Source organism: Novosphingobium sp. KCTC 2891 (genome assembly GCF_025938155.1).
In the GTDB taxonomy this organism is placed as follows: Bacteria; Pseudomonadota; Alphaproteobacteria; order Sphingomonadales; family Sphingomonadaceae; genus Novosphingobium.
The window spans coordinates 520794-540701 of sequence record NZ_JAPCZG010000002.1; the positions used below are offsets into that span (position 1 = coordinate 520794).

14 protein-coding genes and 2 pseudogenes are annotated in these 19908 nt (G+C 65.7%); 13 read left to right on the forward strand and 3 right to left on the reverse strand.

The genetic code is table 11. The annotated features are described in order from the left end of the window. Positions 1-45: 45 nt before the first annotated feature. Genes ileS through OLX02_RS06170 form a run of 3 tightly spaced genes read left to right on the forward strand, consistent with a single transcriptional unit; the run spans position 46 to position 3835 of the window. Positions 46-2901: an isoleucine--tRNA ligase gene (gene ileS / locus OLX02_RS06160; protein ID WP_264421130.1), complete on the forward strand. Its 2856-nt coding sequence runs from the start codon at positions 46-48 to the stop codon at positions 2899-2901. Then, entirely contained in the window at positions 2898-3416 is a 519-nt protein-coding gene (lspA, locus tag OLX02_RS06165; protein ID WP_264421131.1) for a signal peptidase II, read from the forward strand. Before ileS ends, lspA begins: the two co-directional genes overlap by 4 nt. Beyond that, the gene (locus OLX02_RS06170) at positions 3416-3835 is read left to right on the forward strand and encodes a DUF3035 domain-containing protein (protein WP_264421133.1); all 420 of its coding nucleotides are present in this window, start codon (positions 3416-3418) and stop codon (positions 3833-3835) included. Before lspA ends, OLX02_RS06170 begins: the two co-directional genes overlap by 1 nt. A gap of 144 nt (positions 3836-3979) precedes the next feature. Here the strand turns inward: OLX02_RS06170 and OLX02_RS06175 are convergent, their stop codons facing one another. Beyond that, positions 3980-5299: a hemolysin family protein gene (locus OLX02_RS06175; protein WP_264421134.1), complete on the reverse strand. Its 1320-nt coding sequence runs from the start codon at positions 5297-5299 to the stop codon at positions 3980-3982. Between the two features lie 168 nt (positions 5300-5467). Here OLX02_RS06175 and OLX02_RS06180 point away from each other — a divergent pair, with 168 nt between their 5' ends. Then, a complete protein-coding gene (locus OLX02_RS06180) occupies positions 5468-6160 on the forward strand; it encodes an OmpA family protein (protein ID WP_264421135.1) in 693 nt (230 codons plus the stop codon). Positions 6161-6325: 165 nt separating this feature from the next. Further along, a pseudogene (locus OLX02_RS06185) lies at positions 6326-7261 on the forward strand (aldo/keto reductase). Positions 7262-7273: 12 nt separating this feature from the next. Here OLX02_RS06185 and OLX02_RS06190 read toward each other — a convergent pair. Further along, a complete protein-coding gene (locus OLX02_RS06190) occupies positions 7274-8050 on the reverse strand; it encodes a 3'(2'),5'-bisphosphate nucleotidase CysQ (protein ID WP_264421136.1) in 777 nt (258 codons plus the stop codon). A gap of 251 nt (positions 8051-8301) precedes the next feature. Between OLX02_RS06190 and sucC the strand changes: the two genes are divergently transcribed. After that, complete coding sequence (sucC, locus tag OLX02_RS06195; protein ID WP_264421138.1) at positions 8302-9501, forward strand: ADP-forming succinate--CoA ligase subunit beta; 1200 nt, start codon at positions 8302-8304, stop codon at positions 9499-9501. A 3-nt stretch (positions 9502-9504) separates the two neighbouring features. After that, a complete protein-coding gene (sucD, locus tag OLX02_RS06200) occupies positions 9505-10389 on the forward strand; it encodes a succinate--CoA ligase subunit alpha (protein ID WP_264421140.1) in 885 nt (294 codons plus the stop codon). Positions 10390-10480: 91 nt separating this feature from the next. Here the strand turns inward: sucD and OLX02_RS06205 are convergent, their stop codons facing one another. Then, positions 10481-11890, reverse strand: a complete 1410-nt coding sequence (locus OLX02_RS06205) for a helix-turn-helix domain-containing protein (protein WP_264421142.1) — start codon at positions 11888-11890, stop codon at positions 10481-10483. Positions 11891-12002: 112 nt separating this feature from the next. Here OLX02_RS06205 and OLX02_RS06210 point away from each other — a divergent pair, with 112 nt between their 5' ends. The 6 genes and pseudogenes from OLX02_RS06210 to OLX02_RS06235 form a co-directional block, all read left to right on the forward strand. Then, a complete protein-coding gene (locus tag OLX02_RS06210) occupies positions 12003-13529 on the forward strand; it encodes an acyl-CoA carboxylase subunit beta (protein ID WP_264421143.1) in 1527 nt (508 codons plus the stop codon). A gap of 92 nt (positions 13530-13621) precedes the next feature. Next, positions 13622-14809, forward strand: coding sequence for an acetyl-CoA C-acyltransferase family protein (locus tag OLX02_RS06215; RefSeq protein WP_264421145.1), 1188 nt, complete (start codon positions 13622-13624; stop codon positions 14807-14809). A gap of 109 nt (positions 14810-14918) precedes the next feature. Continuing rightward, the gene (gene mce, locus OLX02_RS06220) at positions 14919-15359 is read left to right on the forward strand and encodes a methylmalonyl-CoA epimerase (RefSeq protein ID WP_264421205.1); all 441 of its coding nucleotides are present in this window, start codon (positions 14919-14921) and stop codon (positions 15357-15359) included. Positions 15360-15479: 120 nt separating this feature from the next. After that, positions 15480-17624, forward strand: a complete 2145-nt coding sequence (gene scpA / locus OLX02_RS06225) for a methylmalonyl-CoA mutase (RefSeq protein WP_264421147.1) — start codon at positions 15480-15482, stop codon at positions 17622-17624. 7 nt (positions 17625-17631) lie between these two features. Then, positions 17632-19653 (forward strand): acetyl/propionyl/methylcrotonyl-CoA carboxylase subunit alpha, encoded by a 2022-nt coding sequence (locus OLX02_RS06230; protein WP_264421149.1) that lies wholly within the window; start codon positions 17632-17634, stop codon positions 19651-19653. A gap of 135 nt (positions 19654-19788) precedes the next feature. Beyond that, positions 19789-19908, forward strand: a pseudogene (locus tag OLX02_RS06235) (electron transfer flavoprotein subunit beta/FixA family protein); the annotation flags it as partial.

The window sequence follows — 19908 nt, forward strand, 5'->3', positions numbered from 1 at the left end:
GCAGAAATTGCGCGAAGCGGGCCATGCCGCTAAGGCCCGCCGGTTATGACCGAACAGCGCGACGCATCCAGCAAGGCAGATTGGCGCCAGACCGTCTTCCTGCCCAAGACCGATTTCCCGATGAAGGCCGGCCTGCCGCAGAAGGAGCCGGGCATTCTCGCGCGCTGGCGGGACGAAGACCTTTACCGCAAGCTGCGCGATGCGCGCGCCGGGGCGGAGAAGTTCATCCTCCATGATGGCCCGCCTTACGCCAATGGCGACATGCACATCGGCCACGCGCTGAACCACATCCTCAAGGACATGGTCTGCCGCACGCAGTCGCTGCTGGGCAAGGACGCGCCCTACGTTCCCGGCTGGGACTGCCACGGCCTGCCCATCGAGTGGAAGGTCGAGGAAGAGTACCGCAAGAAGAAGAAGAACAAGGACGAGGTTCCGCCGGTCGAGTTCCGCGCCGAATGCCGCGCCTATGCCCAGAACTGGGTGAACGTGCAGCGCGAGCAGCTGAAGCGCCTTGGCATCAACGGCGACTGGGACCATCCCTACCTGACGATGGACCCCCAAGCCGAAGGCACCATCGTGCGCGAACTGCTCAAGTTCGCCGAATCCGGCCAGCTCTATCGCGGCGCGAAGCCGGTGATGTGGTCGCCGGTGGAAAAGACCGCGCTGGCCGAAGCCGAAGTCGAATACGAGGACATCGTCTCCACGCAGGTGGACGTGGCGTTCGAGATCACCGAATCGCCGATTGCCGAACTGGTCGGCGCCTACGCGGTGATCTGGACGACGACGCCGTGGACGATCCCGGTGAACCAGGCGCTCGCCTATGGGCCTGAGGTCGAATACGTCATCGTCAGCGATGGCAACCGGAAGTTCCTTGTCGCAGAGCAGCTCAAGGCCCAGTTCGCCGAGCGCACTGGCCTGACGCTGGGCGATGTCCTGAGCTTCCCCGGCGCCGACCTCGCCGGCACCATCGCGCGTCACCCGATGCACGCGCTCGGCGGCTTCTTCGCCAAGCCGCGCCCGCTGCTCGCCGGCGATTTCGTCACCACCGAGAGTGGCACGGGCCTCGTCCACATGGCGCCTGATCACGGCGAGGACGACTTTGCGCTGTGCAAGGCCAACGGGATCGAGCCGGTGTTCGCCGTGCTCGGCGATGGCAAGTACCGCGAGGACTGGCTGTGGCTTGGCGGGCAGGGATCGGTCATCAATCCCAAGTTCAACGCGCCCGATGGCCCCATCTGCGAAGCCCTGCGCGAAGTGGGCGGGCTGCTGGCGGCCAGCGCGGACTACAAGCATTCCTACCCGCATTCGTGGCGCTCGAAGGCCAAGGTCATCTATCGCTGCACCCCGCAGTGGTTCGTGCCGATGGACCGCAAGATCGACCGCCAGGCCCCGCTTTGCGCCGCTGAAGCCGGCATCCGCGCCGATCAGGACGAGGGCGAGACGCTGCGGGAAACCGCTCTGCGCGCCATCGCCGACACGCGTTTCGTCCCCGAAAAGGGCCGCAACCGCATTGGCGCGATGGTGGAAGGGCGGCCCGACTGGGTGCTTTCGCGCCAGCGTGCGTGGGGCGTGCCGATCACGCTGTTCGTCGATCGCAAGACCGGCCAGTATCTCAATGATCCCGCCGTCAACGCGCGCATCGTTGCGGCGGTGATGGCAGGCGGCGTCGATGCGTGGTCCGACGAGCGCGCGCAGGAGTACCTGGGCGACACCTACGATGCCGCGAACTACGAGCGCGTGGCCGACATTCTCGACGTTTGGTTCGATTCGGGCAGCACCCATGCCTTCGTGCTCGAATCAGGCCGCTGGCCTGACCTGACCCGTCCGGAAGGCTATACGGGGCCGCTCGCCGACCTCTATCTGGAAGGCAGCGACCAGCATCGCGGCTGGTTCCAGTCGAGCCTGCTCGAATCCTGCGCAACCCGCGGCCACGCGCCTTACAAGGCGGTGCTGACCCATGGCTTCACCATGGATCAGAAGGGCATGAAGATGTCCAAGTCGCTGGGCAACACGATCAGCCCGATCGACCTGATGCGCGATTATGGCGCGGACATCCTGCGGCTGTGGGCGCTCTCGGTCGATTTCACCGAGGACCACCGCATCGGCAAGGAAATCCTCGCCGGCGTGGCCGACCAGTATCGCAAGCTGCGCAACACCTTCCGCTACCTGCTGGGCGCGCTCGAAGGGTTCACCGAGGCGGAAAAGCTGCCGGTGGCCGAAATGCCCGAGCTGGAACGCTACATGCTTGTCCTGCTCGAACGGCTGGATGCCACGCTGCGCCAGGCGACCGCGGACTTCGATTTCAACACCTACGTCCGCGCGCTGACCGAGTTCTGCAACGAGGACCTGTCGGCGTTCTTCTTCGATATCCGCAAGGACAGCCTCTATTGCGACGCGGCCACGGACGCGAAGCGCCGCGCCTATCGCACCGTCCTCGACGTGCTGTTCCACGCGCTGGTGCGCTATGCCGCGCCGGTGCTGGTCTTCACGGCCGAGGAAGTGTGGCAGTCGCGCTTCCCCGGCGAGAGCGTGCACCTGCTGGTCTGGCCGCAGCTCCCGATCTCTACCGTCGATGTCGACCGCTGGACCGAACTGCGCGCGCTGCGCGTGACGGTGAACGAGGCGATCGAGCCGCTGCGCCGCGAAAAGGTGCTGGGTTCCGGGCTGGAAGCGATCGTCACCGTGCCTGCCTCCGCGCCGGATGCCGATCTGGCGGAACTGTTCATCACCGGGACAGTTGTGCGCGGGCAGTGCGAGACGGTGACCGTGACCCGAACCAGTGACCACAAGTGCGGACGCTGCTGGCGCCATCTGCCGGAAGTGGCGGAAGACGGCGCGCTGTGCGTGCGCTGCGAAGACGCCGTTGCGGGAATCGCTGCGGATGCCGAGGGCGCTGCGTGAATCCGGGACGACTCCATGCGGCCGGCCTTGCCACGGCGCTGGCCATCTTCGGCCTTGACCGGCTTGTGAAGTGGTTCGTGGTCTGGCCGCTCCAGTTGCAGCACGTGGAGGTCATCGACCTGCTGCCCTTCTTCGACCTGCGCTATACCCAGAACTTCGGGGTCTCGCTGGGGATGTTCACCGCCAACTCGGCGGAGATGCGTTACGGGCTGGTGCTGGTCACCGGCCTGATCGCGCTGGGCGTGCTGGTGTGGATGCTCCGCGAAACGGCCAAGGGCGACATCTTCGGGCTGGGCCTTGTCCTTGGCGGTGCGCTCGGCAACATCTGGGACCGTCTGATGTACGGCTTCGTCATCGATTACGCCGATCTGCACATCGGTGAATGGCGTCCGTTCCTGATCTTCAATCTCGCCGATGCCGCGATCACCTTCGGCGTCCTGATACTGCTTGCCCGGTCGCTGCTTTCGCGCGAAAAGCCGGCCAAAGGCGAACCTGCCGCCACGGAGACGAATTGATGCGTAAAGTCGCAGCCCTTTGCCTGCTCGCCCTGTCCGCGAGCGCGCTTTCCGCTTGTGGCGCGGGTGGGTCGCTGTTCAACCGCAGCCGTCCCGACGAATTCGCCGTGACCCGGCAGGCGCCGCTGGTGGTGCCGCCCGATTTCGCACTGACCCCGCCGAACCCCGGCGCGCCGCGTCCGCAGGACGTTGATTCGTCGAAGCAGGCGCTCGATGCCCTGTTTGGCGGCCCGGCGCCGCGCAGCGCAGTGGAAACCGACGCGCTGGGCAAGGCCGGTGCTTCGGCCGTGGGCATCCGCAGCACGGTCGGCGATCCGGCCACGCGCACTGTTGCCAAGGGCGCCGGCGTCCAGAACATCCTCGCCGCGCCGCAGGGCGATGGTGCCGAAGCTCAGGCCGCGATACCCGGCAAGGGCTGATCCCGGCGGTCCTTCAGGACAAGGCAAAGCCCCGCTTCGGCGGGGTTTTTCTTTGGGGATATTCTCCAACCGCGTTCGCTCGGGCGCCAACCGCATCCGTTCGGGCTGATCCCGGACGGCGGAGGGGGAGAGGGAAAGCCGCCGTTACGCTTCCGCCTCTGCCGACACCGGCGCATCGCGGCCAACCAGCAGCTTGTCGATCTTGCGGCCGTCCATGTCGACCACCTCGAAGCGCCAGCCTTGCTCGTGGAAGTGGTCGCCTTCGCCCGGCAGCCGCTTGAGCACCGACAGCACGTAGCCGGCGGCGGTGGCGTAATCGCGCGCCTCGGGCAGTTCGATGCCCAGCCGGTCGGCCATGGCATCGGCGGGCAGCGCGCCCGAGATCAGCAGCGAGCCGTCCTCGCGCTCCACCACCATCGGTTCATCGCCCTCGTCGCCGTGAGACACGAAATTGCCGGCGATGGCGGAAAGCAGGTCCGCGGGGGTGACGATGCCTTCCAGATGGCCATATTCATCATGGACGAGCGCCAAGGCTACCTCTGCCTGCTGGATCACGCGCAGCGCGTCCATCGTGTCGAGCCGGTCGGGCACGATCACGGGCTTTTTCATCAGGTCGGTCAGCACCACTTTCTGGCCGCGCAGCAGCACGCCCAGCACGTCGCGCACTTTGACCACGCCGATGATCCGGTCGGCCGAATCCTCGGCGACGAGCAGCAGCGAATGGGGGCTGTCCTCGATCGCGCTGCGCAGGTCGGCCTCGCTCGCGGTGCTTTCGATCCAGTGCAGTTCGGTGCGCGGAGTCATCACTTCGCGCACGGGGCGTTCGGCCAGGCGCATCACGCTGGTCATCAGCGCGCGTTCCTCCTCCTCGATCACGCCTGATCGCGTCGCCTCGGCGAAGATCATCTGGAGCTCTTCGGCGGTGACTTCCTGGTCGCTGCCGCGGGTGAGGCCGAGCAGCCGGATGATCAGGCTGGAGGACTTGTCGAGCGCCCAGACGAACGGGGCGGTGATCCGTGCCACGATCGCCATCGGTCGCGAGGCGACCATGGCGATGGGTTCGGCCGCCTTGAGCGCGAGTTGCTTGGGCACGAGTTCGCCCACGACGAGGCTGAGATAGGTGGTGATCGCGATGACCAGCACGAAGCCGGCATCGTCGGCATATTGCGCGGGCACGCCCATCGCGGCCAGCCTCTCGCCGGTGGGGCCGCCCAGGCTCGATCCCGAATAGGCGCCGGCGATGATGCCGACGAGCGTGATGCCGATCTGGACGGTCGAAAGAAATTTCCCGGGGTCGGCGGCCAGCGTCAACGCCATTTTGGCACCACCGCTGCCCGCTTCGGCGGCCACCCTCAGGCGGGCAGGGCGCGCAGAGACAATCGCCAGTTCCGACATGGAAAACAGGCCGTTGAGGACGACAAGGCCCACGATCACGAAGGCGTCAGGCCAAGGGAAGGGTGTCACAGAAAGAGCGACTAGCAGATTTATACGTCCGGGCGAAGGGGGGCATGTCCCCTCTTCACGAACCATTCGGGAACTGTTCAGCCATGTCCGGAGTAATGCTGTGGTTCTGCACCACGCTTCTCTGCATAAGGGTTGTCGGAAAAGCGATGCTGTTGAAGGGGAATGGCTATGAAGTTTCGTCAGGTTTTCGTCTCGAGTCTGTGCGCCGTGTCGCTGCTCAGCCTTTCGGCTTGCGTCACCGATCCTAACACGGGTCAGCGCAAGATTTCGCGGACCGCCATCGGCGGCGTCGGCGGCGCGCTGGGCGGCTATCTGCTGGGCGGCCTGATCGGCGGCAAGACCGGCCGTATCCTGGGCGCGGGCATTGGCGGCGTCGCCGGTGCGGCGGTCGGCTACAACATGGACAAGCAGATCAAGGAACTGAAGGAACAGACCGCCGGTTCGGGCGTGGACGTGACCCCGGTGGACAACGGTTCGGCGATCCTCGTCAACCTGCCCAACGGCGTGACGTTCGACACCGACAGCACGGTGATCAAGCCCACCTTCCGCGATACGCTCGACCGCGTGGCGCAGTCGCTGGCGCAGTATCCCAACTCGCTGATCGACGTTTACGGGCACACCGATTCGACCGGTTCGGACGCCTACAACCAGTCGCTGTCCGAACGCCGCGCCGGCGCCGTGGCTGCCTACCTCTCCTCGCGCGGCGTCGCCGCATCGCGCATCCGCAGCCAGGGCTTCGGCGAAAGCCAGCCGGTGGCTTCGAACGCGACCGAGGAGGGCCGCTCGGCCAATCGCCGCGTTGAAATCAAGATCGTGCCGGTGACGCAGGAAGACGTCGCCGCCGCGCGTCAGGGCCAGTAAACCCGACGGGCATCATGCCCGGACACGCTTGAAAAAACGACCGCCAGCCGGGTTGACCTTCGCGTCACCCGGCTGGCAACGCATTGGGCGAAGGAGATTTGCCCGGTGTCCATCGCGTTTCGTCCCATCAATGGTCGTGCCACCAATCCGATCGGCCTTGGCTGCATGTCTCTCAGCTGGGCCTATGGCGGCCGTCCGGGCGACGAAGACGGCATCCGGTTGCTCCACCGCGCGATCTAGCTGGGCTACGACCATTTCGACACCGCGCGGCTCTATGGCCTGGGCCACAACGAGACGCAGGTGGGCAAGGCGCTGAAGGGCAAGCGCGACAAAGTGTTCCTCGCCTCGAAAATGGGCATCTTCGCCAGCGGCGAGAAGCGCGGGATCGACTGCGCGCCGGCAACGATCCGCGAAGAGCTGGAAAAGTCGCTTACGCTGCTCCAGACCGACCACATCGATCTCTACTATATGCACCGCCGCGATTTTTCGGTGCCGATCGAGGATTCGGTCGGCGCGCTGGCGGACCTGATCAAGGAAGGCAAGATCGGTGCGATCGGCCTGTCCGAGATGTCGGCCGACACGCTGCGCAAGGCGAGCGCGGTCCATCCCATCGCCGCCATGCAGACCGAATATTCGCCGTGGACGCGGCAAGCGGAAATCGCGGTGCTGGATGCCTGCCGCGAGGTGGGCACCACGTTTGTCGCGTTCTCGCCCGTGGCGCGCGGCGCGCTGGCGAACGGCGTGGCGGATCCCGAAGCGCTGGAGGAGAAGGACATCCGCCGGGCCATGCCGCGCTTCCAAGGTGCAAACTGGGCGCACAACAGGGCGCTGATCGCGGCGTTCAACGCGCTCGCCGCGCGTGAGGGGGTTGCGCCGGCGCAGCTTTCGCTCGCTTGGGTGCTGTCGCGCGGGGAGCATGTGGTGGCGATCCCCGGCACCGGCAAGATCGCGCATCTGGAGGAAAACATCGCGCGCTGGGACTGGGAGATTCCCGCCAGCGTGGCAGCCGAGGTCGATGCGCTGATCAACCAGCGGACGGTTGCAGGGCATCGCTATGCGGCGGCGATGCAGGCGACCATCGATACCGAGGATTTCGCCTGAACGGCAGTGGGCTCAGGCCAGCTTCTCGGCCCGGTCGGCCAGCCGCGCGATGGCGGCTGCGTGGATAGCGGGTGCGGTCACGAGCAGGCCGAAGGCGCGCGGATCGCGCTTGTTGTAGCCGAGCGGCTGGCCAAAGGCGTCGCTGACGGCGGCGCCAGCCTCGCGCGCGATCAGTGTGGCGGCGGCGATGTCCCATTCGAAGCCCCAGCGTAGCGTGGCCAGCAGGTCCGCGTCGTTCGAAGCGACCATGGCGATGCGCAGAGCGATCGAATTGGGCTTGTAGACTAGCGTCAGGTCCTGATCGACCTTCGCCAGGGCGTCGGCGGGCACACGCGCGCCGGCCAGTTCCTCGCGCGTGCTGGCACGCAGCGGCAGGCCGTTGCGGGTGGCGCCGTGCCCGGCATTGGCGAACCAGAACTCGTCGCGCGCGGGCGCGCTCATCACGCCGATCAGCGGGCGCCCCGCCGAAACCAGCGCGACCGACACGCACCAGCCGGGCTGCGCGCGAATAAAATCGCGGGTGCCGTCGATGGGATCGACCAGCCAGCACAGGCCGCGGTCCAGCCGTTCTGGATGATCGACGGTTTCCTCGGACAGCCATCCCGCCGATGGCAGCAGGGCGCCCAGCTCGCGCTTCAGGAACGTATCGACCGCGATGTCGGCCTCGCACACCGGACTGCCGGGAACTTTTTCCCACACTTCCAGTGCATGGCCGTGGCCGGGCCACCGCGCCAGGGCCATCCGGCCGGCTTCGCGCACGATATCTTCGAGGCGATCGTAATCGAGCATATCCTGCTGCGATGCGGGAAGCGGAGGCACTGCGCAAGGGGGCAAGAATGTGCACTTTGGTCTAATGCGGGGGCTTCCGCGCAGGCCCGATTTGATCATTCGTATGCGTGGCGCGGCAACGTCACCCCCTGCTCTTTGCCTTAGCAGTGCGATGACGCCCCTTTTCAATGGTGGAACCGTGTGCTTAAGGCGGCGCGACTCATGGGCCCCCTCGCCCTTTCCTCCCACACTTTTCCAAGCGGGGAACTTGCATGAACGTCCACGAATATCAGGCCAAGGAATTGCTCGCCAAGTTTGGCGTCGGCATTCCCGCGGGCATTCCCGCGTTGACGGTCGAAGAGGCGGTTGCGGCTGCGAAGCAGCTTCCGGGGCCGCTCTATGTGGTGAAGGCCCAGATTCACGCCGGTGGCCGCGGCAAGGGCAAGTTCAAGGAACTGCCTGCCGACGCCAAGGGCGGCGTGCGCCTCGCCAAGTCGGTCGAGGAAGTCGAAGCTTTCGCCAAGGAAATGCTCGGCAACACGCTCGTCACCGTGCAGACCGGTGAAGCCGGCAAGCAGGTGAACCGCCTGTACGTCACCGACGGCGTCGACATCGCCAAGGAATACTACCTGTCGATGGTCGTCGACCGCGCCTCGGGCCGCGTCGCGATGATCGTTTCGACCGAAGGCGGCATGGACATCGAGGAAGTCGCGCACTCGACCCCCGAGAAGATCGCCACCATCACCGTCGATCCGGCGCAGGGCTTCATGCCGCACCACGGCCGCGCCGTGGCCGCCGCGCTCAAGCTGTCGGGCGACCTCGCCAAGCAGGCGGGCACGATCGCCAAGCAGCTCTACACCGCGTTCAACGCGCTCGACTGCGACATGCTCGAAATCAACCCGCTCGTCGAAACCAAGGACGGCAACCTGCTCGTCCTCGACACCAAGATGAGCTTTGACTCGAACGCGCTGTACCGCCACCCCGATGTCGTCGCCCTGCGCGACGAGACCGAGGAAGATCCGGCCGAAATCGAAGCGTCGAAGTACGACCTCGCCTACATCAAGCTCGACGGCAACATCGGCTGCATGGTGAACGGCGCGGGCCTGGCCATGGCGACGATGGACATCATCAAGCTGAACGGCGAATTCCCGGCCAACTTCCTTGACGTGGGCGGCGGCGCCACCACTGAAAAGGTGACTGCGGCGTTCAAGCTGATCCTGTCGGATCCGGCCGTGAAGGGCATCCTCGTCAACATCTTCGGCGGCATCATGAAGTGCGACATCATCGCCGATGGCATCGTTGCCGCGGCGAAGGAAGTGAACCTTCAGGTTCCGCTCGTCGTCCGCCTCGAAGGCACCAACGTCCAGCAGGGCAAGGACATCCTTGCCAACTCGGGTCTCCCCATTGTTCCCGCCAACGACCTTGGCGATGCCGCGCAGAAGATCGTGGCCGCAGTCCGGAAGGTTGCCTGAACCATGTCGATTCTCATCAACAAGAACACCAAGGTCATCACCCAGGGCATGACCGGCAAGACGGGTGCCTTCCACACCCAGGCGGCACTTGACTACGGCACCCAGATGGTTGCCGGCGTCACCCCGGGCAAGGGCGGCACCACCCACATCGGCCTGCCCCAGTACGACACCGTGGCTGAAGCCAAGGCTGTGACCGGCGCGACCGCATCGTGCATCTACGTTCCGCCTCCGGGCGCGGCCGATGCCATCCTCGAGGCGATCGACGCCGAGATGGAACTGATCGTGTGCATCACCGAAGGCATCCCGGTGCTCGACATGGTCCGCGTGAAGCGCGCCCTTTCGGGCAGCAAGTCGCGCCTGATCGGCCCGAACTGCCCCGGCGTGCTGACGCCGAACGAGTGCAAGATCGGCATCATGCCGGGCAGCATCTTCAAGAAGGGCAGCGTTGGCGTCGTCTCGCGCTCGGGCACGCTGACCTATGAAGCCGTGTTCCAGACCTCGAACATCGGCCTTGGCCAGACCACCGCGGTCGGCATCGGCGGTGACCCGGTCAACGGCACGAACTTCATCGACGTGCTCGAACTGTTCCTGGCCGACGACGAGACCAAGTCGATCATCATGATCGGCGAAATCGGCGGCGACGCCGAAGAGCAGGCCGCGCAGTTCCTGATCGACGAGGCCAAGCGTGGCCGCAAGAAGCCGATGGCCGGCTTCATCGCGGGCCGCTCGGCTCCTCCGGGACGCCGCATGGGCCACGCCGGCGCGATCGTCTCGGGCGGCAAGGGCGATGCGGACAGCAAGATCGCTGCGATGGAAGCCGCGGGCATCCGCGTCAGCCCCTCGCCGTCGCTGCTCGGTGAAACGCTGGCGGAAGTGCTGAAGGGCTGATCCCTTCGCATCCTGCGACAAGAAAAAGGGGCCGGAGGGGAAACCTTCCGGCCCTTTTTCTATGGTGCAGGTGAGGGATGGCTTTGCGGACCTACCCGTCGACGATCTGGTAGGGCACCAGGTCGCGTTGGCTCGGATCGACGTCGATGGCCTTGTCGCTGGGTGGAAACGCGCGCTGGTCGCAGCGGTCGCGGGGGCAGATGCGGCAACTGGCGCCGATGCGGGTGACGGCATCGTCGTTTTTCAGGTTCAGTCCGTCGGCATAGACGAACTCGTCGGCCAGCGCCGCCTCGCAGCCCAGCGCCACGGCATAGCGGCGCGGCGGGCGGTAATAGCTGCCCGAAGGCTTCACCAATCCCTTGGCGATCGAGACATAGCGGATGCCATCGGGCATTTCGGCCAGCTGCACGTGAATGCGGTCGGGAATGGCCACCGCCTCGTGCACGATCCACAAGGGGCAGGCGCCGCCGAAGCGGCCGAACTGCAGGCGCGTGGCGGAGTGGCGCTTGGTGATGTTGCCGGCCATGTCCACCCGGCAGAAAAACACGGGGATGCCGCGCGCCTGCGGGCGTTGCAGCGTGGAGAGGCGGTGGCAGCACTGCTCGAAGCTGGTGTGGAACAGCTGGCGTAGTCGATCGATGTCGTGCCGCAGATGCCGCGCCGCGCTGCGGAAGCGTTCGTAAGGCATCAGCAGCGCGCCGGCGGCATAGTTGCCCAGCCCTACCGTCAGCAGGTGGCGCGCGGCTTCGCTCTGGAGCGGGGCCTGCGCCACGATTTCGGCAATCTGGTTCGACAGCGCGAGCGCGGCGACCTGATAGGCCAACTGGAAGCGACCCGATTCGATCGGCTGGGTCGAATCGAGCTGGATGTGCCGGCTGACCGCGTCGAACCGCCGCAGCGGGCCGCCGCTGCGCCATTCGATGGTCACGCCCTCGCGCCGCAGCCACTGCTGCATCGATTGCACGCGCGGGCTGGCTTCCTCGCCCGCGATTTCCACCGCCAGGCGTTCGGCGTCGCGGTCGATGCGGTCGACGTAGTTGTTGGCGAGGTGGAACCAGTCGCGCACTTCCTCCCACGGCAGGCGGCCCCCGGCGGCCAGGCTCGCGCCGATGGTTTCGTCCATCATTTCAAGCCGCTGGCGGTTGCGCGCGTGGAGCGCGTGGAGCTGGGTGAACGCCTGCGCGAAAGCGGGAAACTGCCGTGCGAGACGCTCTGCCTGTTCGGATGGCACCGTGCCCGAAAGCTCGGGATCGGCCAGCGCCTCACGCAGGGCTTCGACGATCGTGTCCGACCCGGTGGGGGCAAGGTTGGCCCAGTCCACCGGGAAGGCCGCTGCCAGCGCATCGGCGAGGGCCGGGGTCAGGTGGCGCTCGTCGTTCTCCAGCTGCGACAGATAGGAGGCGCTGATGCCCAGCGTGGCCGCCATCTCGGCCTGCCGCAGCCCTCGCCTTTGTCGCAGGATGCGCAGCGGCTCACCCGCAAAGATCCGCCTGTTCACCATATTGCGACGGTAGTTTGCAAAGTCCGGCTTTGCAACTTTGCAAAATTGCATTGGACAGGCCCACTGCAATCCGGCAACCGGCGCCGATTGCGTCTAGTTTGGGGCACAGGATATGTCCGCGAATATTGCCGAGATGGAAAAGCGCCGCGAAGCGGCCCGCATGGGTGGTGGCCAGCGCCGCATCGACGCGCAGCACGCCAAGGGCAAGCTGACCGCGCGCGAGCGCCTCGAAGTGCTGCTCGACGAGGGCAGCTTCGAGGAAGTGGACGCCTATGTCGAACACAACTGCGTCGACTTCGGGATGCCGGATACGGTGATCCCGGGTGACGGCGTCGTCACCGGGTCGGGCACGATCAATGGCCGCCTGGTCTTCGTGTTCAGCCAGGACTTCACCGTCTTTGGCGGCGCGGTGTCCGAACGCCATGCGATGAAGATCTGCAAGATCATGGACACGGCGCTGAAGGTCGGCGCCCCGGTGATCGGCCTGAACGATTCGGGCGGCGCGCGCATTCAGGAAGGCGTTGCCTCGCTGGGCGGCTATGCCGAAATCTTCCAGCGCAACGTCAACGCCTCGGGCGTGGTGCCGCAGATCTCGCTGATCATGGGCCCCTGCGCCGGCGGTGCGGTTTATTCGCCCGCGATGACCGACTTCATCTTCATGGTGAAGGACAGCTCGTACATGTTCGTCACCGGCCCGGACGTGGTGAAGACCGTCACGAACGAGATCGTGACGCAGGAAGAACTGGGCGGCGCCGTCACGCACACGACGAAGACTTCGGTTGCGGATCTCGCGTGCGAGAACGACATCGAGACGCTGCTGCTGGCGCGCGAGTTCTTCGACTACCTGCCGCAGTCGAACCGCGCGGGCGTGCCCGAGCGTCCGACCAGCGATGCCTGGGACCGCAGCGAGCCGAGCCTCGACACGCTGATCCCGGCTTCGGCCACGCAGCCGTATGACATGCACGAAGTCATCCGCAAGACGATGGACGAGGGCGAGTTCTTCGAGATCCAGCCCAAGCACGCGGGCAACATCATCTGCGGTTTCGGCCGCATCGAAGGCAAGACCGTGGGCGTCGTCGCCAACCAGCCGATGGTGCTGGCGGGTGTGCTCGACATCAACTCGTCGAAGAAGGCGGCGCGTTTCGTCCGCTTCTGCGATGCGTTCGAGATCCCGATCATCACCTTCGTCGACGTGCCCGGTTTCCTTCCCGGCACCGCGCAGGAACACAACGGCATCATCAAGCACGGCGCCAAGCTGCTGTTTGCCTATGCCGAAGCGACCGTGCCCAAGATCACCGTCATCACCCGCAAGGCCTATGGCGGCGCGTATGACGTGATGGCCTCGAAGCACCTGCGCGGCGATCTCAACTATGCCTGGCCCACCGCCGAAATCGCGGTGATGGGCGCGAAGGGCGCGGTCGAGATCATCTTCCGTGGCCTGTCGCCCGAAGGCATCGCCGAAAAGACCAAGGAATACGAAGACCGCTTCGCCAATCCGTTCGTGGCGGCAAGCAAGGGCTTCGTGGACGAGGTGATCTACCCCCACTCGACCCGCAAGCGAATCGCGCTGGGCCTGCGCAAGCTGCGCAACAAGAGCCTCGAGAATCCGTGGAAGAAGCACGACAACATCCCGCTCTAAAGGCGCGGGGCCTCTCGCTTGCGCGAGGGGACGCGGGGGACGGTCGGGCCTAGACGAGCGGCCTGACCAGTCCCTCCCTTGAAGGATCAGACATGACCACGCTTTCCGACATCTACATCGTTTCCGGCGCCCGTACCGCGATCGGCTCGTTCGGCGGCAGCCTTGCCTCGCTGCGCCCGGCCGAACTGGGCACGATTGCGATCAAGGCCGCGATCGAGCGCGCCGGGATCACCCCGGACAAGGTGCAGAACGTGGTGATCGGCACCGTCGTCGCCAGCCAGCCCAAGGACGTCTACGTCAGCCGCGTCGCCGCGGTGAACGCGGGCATCCCGATCGAGGCGCCCGCGATGAACGTCAACCGCCTGTGCGGTTCGGGCCTCCAGGCGATCGTCTCGGCCGCGCAGGGCATCGCGCTCGGCGAGCAGGACATTGCGGTTGCCGGCGGCGCCGAATCGATGTCGAACGCGCCGCACATGATCCTGACCGCGCGCAACGGCCAGAAGATGGGCGACCAGGTGCTGCTCGACGCCATGATGGGCGCGCTGCACGATCCGTTCGAAGGCATGCACATGGGCGTCACGGCCGAGAACGTGGCCGAGCAGTGCCAGGTCACGCGTGAGCAGCAGGACGCGCTGGCGGTCGAAAGCCACAAGCGCGCGGCCGCGGCCGTCGCGGCGGGCTACTTCAAGGACCAGATCGTTCCGGTCGAGATCAAGACCCGCAAGGGCGTGACCGTGTTCGACACCGACGAGCATTTCCGCGCCGACGCCACGCTCGAATCGATGGCCGGCCTGCGCCCGGTGTTCAAGAAGGACGGCACCGTCACGGCGGGCAATGCGTCCGGGCTCAACGACGGCGCGGGCGCGGTCGTGCTGGCGAGCGGCAAGGCCGTGGCCGAGCAGGGCCTCAAGCCGCTGGCGAAGATCCTCTCCTGGGGCCACGCCGGCGTCGAGCCGAACGTGATGGGCCTTGGCCCGGTCAAGGCGGTTCCGGTGGCGCTGGAGCGCGCTGGCCTGACGCTCGCGCAGATCGACGTGATCGAGGCGAACGAGGCTTTCGCCGCGCAGGCTTGCGGTGTCGCCAAGGAACTGGGCTTCGATCCGGCCAAGACCAACCCGAACGGTTCGGGCATCAGCCTTGGCCACCCGATCGGCGCGACTGGCGCGATCCTGACGGTCAAGACGGTCTATGAATTGCAGCGCACGGGCGGCCGTTACGGCCTGATCACGATGTGCATCGGCGGCGGCCAGGGCATCGCCATGGTTATCGAACGCGTGTGATGAAACTGCGGTCCTCGATCCTCCCCTGCAAGGGGACGGGGACCACCCGCAGGGCGGCGGAGGGGTATCGCCTCGCCGCTGCCCCGTTCGCTGGGCAAGGGAGATGACGATGAAGCTGGGACGGTTGAACCACGTTGGCGTCGCAACGCCGGATCTCGACGCATCGATCGCGTACTATCGCGACGTGATGGGCGCGACCGACATCACCGAGCCTTTCGTGCTGGAAAGCCAGCAGGTCCGTGTGGCCTTCGTGAACACCCCCGGCGAGAACGGCACGGCAGGCACGCAGATCGAGCTGATCCAGCCGACCGTGCCGGATTCGGCCGTGGGCAAGTGGCTCGAGCGCAACCCGCTCGGCGGCCAGCACCACCTCTGCTACGAAGTGCCCGACATCCATGAGGCGAAGGCCTGGTTCGAGGCCAAGGGCAAGAAGGTGCTGGGCGAGCCCCGCATCGGCGCGCACGGCACGCTGATCTTCTTCGTCCACCCCAAGGACATGGGCGGGCAGCTCACCGAGATCATGGAAACGCCCAAGGGGGCGCATCACTGATCCAGCGGGAACCGTTACCCTGAACCTGTTCAGGGTTGATCGCGCCTTCGGGTGCGGCGGTTCGGAAGGCGAAATGGTTGCTGAAACGAGTTCAGCACGACGAGCGTGTGAGATGGTGGAATGACTGACAAGACGATTGCCGATTGGCAGACCGCCGCCGCCAAGGAAGTGAAGGGCAAGAACCTCGACTGGCAGACCCCGGAAGGGATCACGGTCAAGCCGCTCTACACGGCCGAGGACGTGACCGAGGATCCGGGCCTGCCCGGCTTCGCCCCGTTCACCCGCGGCGTGCGCGCGTCGATGTACGCGGGCCGTCCCTGGACCATCCGCCAGTACGCCGGTTTCTCCACCGCCGAGGAATCGAACGCATTCTACCGCCGCAACCTTGCGGCGGGTCAGAAGGGCCTCTCGGTCGCCTTCGACCTTGCCACGCATCGTGGCTACGATTCGGACCATCCGCGCGTGGTGGGTGACGTGGGCAAGGCCGGCGTCGCCATCGACAGCGTCGAGGACATGAAGATCCTGTTCGACGGTATCCCGCTCGATCAGATGTCGGTCTCGATGACCATGAACGGCGCGGTCATTCCGATCCTGGCCTTCTTCATCGTCGCGGGCGAGGAACAGGGCGTCGAGCGAAAGCTGCTCGACGGGACCATCCAGAACGACATCCTCAAGGAGTTCATGGTCCGCAACACCTACATCTACCCGCCAGAGCCTTCGATGCGGATCATTTCGGACATCTTCGGCTACACCAGCCGCGAGATGCCGAAGTTCAACTCGATCTCGATTTCCGGCTATCACATGCAGGAAGCCGGCGCGACGCAGGTGCAGGAACTCGCGTTCACCATCGCCGACGGCATGGAATACGTGAAGTACGGCGTGGCCTCCGGCCTCGACATCGACAAGTTCGCCGGTCGCCTCAGCTTCTTCTTCGCCATCGGCATGAACTTCTTCATGGAAGTGGCCAAGCTGCGCGCTGCGCGCGTGCTGTGGCACCGCGTGATGACCAAGCTGGGTGCGCAGGATGAACGCAGCAAGATGCTGCGTACGCACTGCCAGACCTCGGGCGTGTCGCTGCAGGAGCAGGATCCCTACAACAACGTCATCCGCACCACGATCGAGGCAATGGCCGCGATGCTGGGCGGCACGCAGTCGCTCCACACCAACGCGCTGGACGAAGCGATCGCGCTGCCGACCGACTTCTCGGCGCGCATCGCCCGCAACACCCAGATCGTCATCCAGGAAGAGACCGGGATGACCAAGGTGGTCGATCCGCTCGGTGGGTCGTACTACATCGAATCGCTGACCCAGGAACTGGTCGACAAGGCCTGGGAAATCATCGAGCGCGTCGAAAGCGAAGGCGGCATGGCCAAGGCGGTCGCCGCCGGCTGGCCGAAGGCGATGATCGAGGAAGCCGCTGCTGGCCGCCAGGCCCGCGTCGACAAGGGCGACGACGTGATCGTCGGCGTGAACAAGTATCGCCTCGCCACCGAAGACAAGCTCGAAACGCTCGAAGTCGACAACCACGCGGTGCGCGAAGGCCAGATCGCCCGGATCAAGCGTGTGCGCGAAACGCGTGACGAAAACGCCTGCCGGGCCGCGCTCAACGCGCTGACCGAAGGCGCCAAGACGGGCGGCAACCTGCTCGAACTCGCGGTCGAAGCCGCACGTCACCGCGCCACGCTGGGCGAAATCTCCGACGCGATGGAAATCGTGTTCGGCCGCCACGGCACGTTCCCGACCCCGGTCAAGGGCGTCTACGGCGCGGCCTACGCCGGCGACTCGCGTTACCAGCAGGTGCTCGACGGCGTCGAAGCCGTCACCCGCCGCCTCGGCCGCAAGCCGCGGATGCTCGTCGCCAAGATGGGCCAGGACGGCCACGACCGCGGCGCCAATGTCATCGCGTCGGCGTTCTCGGACATGGGCTTCGATGTCACTTCCGGCCCGCTGTTCCAGACGCCCGAGGAAGCCAGCAAGCTGGCGCTCGAAAAGGACGTCGATGCGGTCGGCGCCTCGTCGCTCGCCGCAGGGCACAAGACGCTGATCCCCGAACTGATCGGCCACCTCAAGGCTGCCGGCCGCGCCGACATCAAGGTCGTTGCGGGCGGCGTGATCCCGCCGCAGGACTACGACTACCTGCGCGATGCCGGGGTACAGGGCATCTACGGCCCGGGTTCCAATGTCGTCGAATGCGCAGCCGATATGCTGCGTCTCCTCGGTCACAACATGCCGCCTGCCGGCGAAGAACTGGCAGCGGCGGAGTAAGCCTCAGATGTTCAAGAAAATCCTCATCGCCAACCGTGGCGAAATCGCTTGCCGCGTGATCAAGACCGCGCGCCGCATGGGCATCCAGACCGTCGCCGTCTATTCGGACGCCGACGCCCGCGCGCCCTTCGTGCAGATGGCCGACGAGGCCGTGCACATCGGCCCCGCGCCCGCCGCGCAGTCCTACCTGATCGCGGACAAGATCATCGCCGCGTGCAAGCAGACCGGCGCCGAAGCGGTGCACCCCGGCTACGGCTTCCTGTCCGAGCGCACCTCGTTCGCCGAGGCGCTGGCGGCGGAAGGCATCGAGTTCATCGGCCCCCCTGTCGGCGCGATCGCCGCGATGGGTGACAAGATCGAATCGAAGAAGCTGGCGAAGGCCGCGGGCGTCAACGTCGTCCCCGGCTTCGTGGGCGAGATCGAGGACACCGAGCACGCCGTGCGCATCTCGAACGAGATCGGCTATCCGGTGATGATGAAGGCTTCGGCCGGCGGCGGCGGCAAGGGCATGCGCCTTGCCTACAACGAGAAGGACGTGCGCGAGGGCTTCGAGGCCACCAAGCGCGAAGGCCTGAACTCGTTCGGCGACGACCGCGTGTTCATCGAGAAGTTCATTCTCAACCCGCGCCACATCGAGATCCAGATCCTCGGCGATAAGCACGGCAACATCCTCTACCTGAACGAGCGCGAGTGCTCGATCCAGCGTCGCCACCAGAAGGTGGTCGAGGAAGCACCGTCGCCGTTCGTCTCGGAGAAGATGCGCAAGGCGATGGGCGAGCAGTGCGTCGCGTTGTCGCGTGCGGTGGGCTACTACTCCGCCGGCACGGTCGAGCTGATCGTTTCGGGCGCGGACACCACGGGCGAGTCGTTCTACTTCCTCGAGATGAACACGCGTCTCCAGGTGGAGCACCCCGTCACCGAGTGCATCACCGGCATCGACCTCGTCGAGCAGATGATCCGCGTTGCCGCTGGCGAGAAGCTGCCGTTGACGCAGGAAGAAGTGAAGATCGACGGCTGGGCCATCGAGAACCGCGTCTATGCCGAAGACCCTTATCGCGGTTTCCTGCCCTCGACCGGGCGCCTGATCCGCTACAACCCGCCGGTCGCCGGCTGGGAAGATGACGGCGCCGAAAACGGCCGCCGCGGCATCGATGGCGTGCGCGTCGACGACGGCGTCTACGAAGGCGGCGAAGTCTCGATGTTCTACGACCCGATGATCGCCAAGCTGATCACCTGGGGCAAGACGCGTGACGAAGCGGCCGACAAGCAGATCGAAGCGCTCGATGCATTCGAGATCGAGGGCCTTGGCCACAACATCGATTTCGTTTCGGCGATCATGCAGCACCCGCGCTTCCGTTCGGGCGAGCTGACCACCGGCTTCATCGCCGAGGAATATCCCGAGGGCTTCACCGGTGCGGCCACCGGGGAAGACGTGAAGCGCACGCTGGCGGCGCTGGGCGGCTTCCTTGCGACCGCGCGCGCCGATCGTGCGCGCCGCGTGGACGGGCAACTGGGCGACGAACTGGATCCGCCGGCGCAGTGGGCGGTGAAGATCGACGACACCACTTATGCCGTCGAGCTGACCGAGGACGAGGTGACCGTCGATGGCACCGCGGTGGAACTCAGCCTCGAATACACGCCGGGCGACCGCATGGTGGCCTGCGAGATCGAGGGCAAGCCGCTCACCGTCAAGGTCGAGCCGTTCCGTGCCGGCTTCAAGCTGACCACGCGCGGCGCGATCCACCAGGTTCAGGTGCTCCCCGCCAGCATCGCGCATCTGGTCGGTCACATGATCGAAAAGATCCCGCCGGATCTCTCGCGCTTCCTCATCTGCCCGATGCCGGGCCTGCTCGTGGCGCTCCACGTCAAGGAAGGCGACACGGTCGAGGCCGGCCAGCCCCTCGCGGTGGTCGAGGCGATGAAGATGGAGAACATCCTGCGCGCCGAGAAGTCGGGCACGGTCAAGACGGTCAACGCCAAGGCCGGCGAGAGCCTGGCGGTGGATGCGGTGATCCTGGAGATGGAGTAAGATCCGGACCAGCACCCGGCGAAGCGTTTTAATCGATCGATTGAAAATTGCTTTACTGGTGGTTCGGAGAGGTTGACGTTTACGTAAGCGCGAAATATGCGCTCACGTCATTGGAACACAGAAAGGCCTGAACGCATGAAAGCCCTGGTCTGCGTGAAGCGTGTGATCGACTATAACGTGAAGCCGCGCGTGAAGGCGGATGGCACGGGGGTTGACCTCGCCAACGTCAAGATGAGCATGAACCCCTTCGACGAG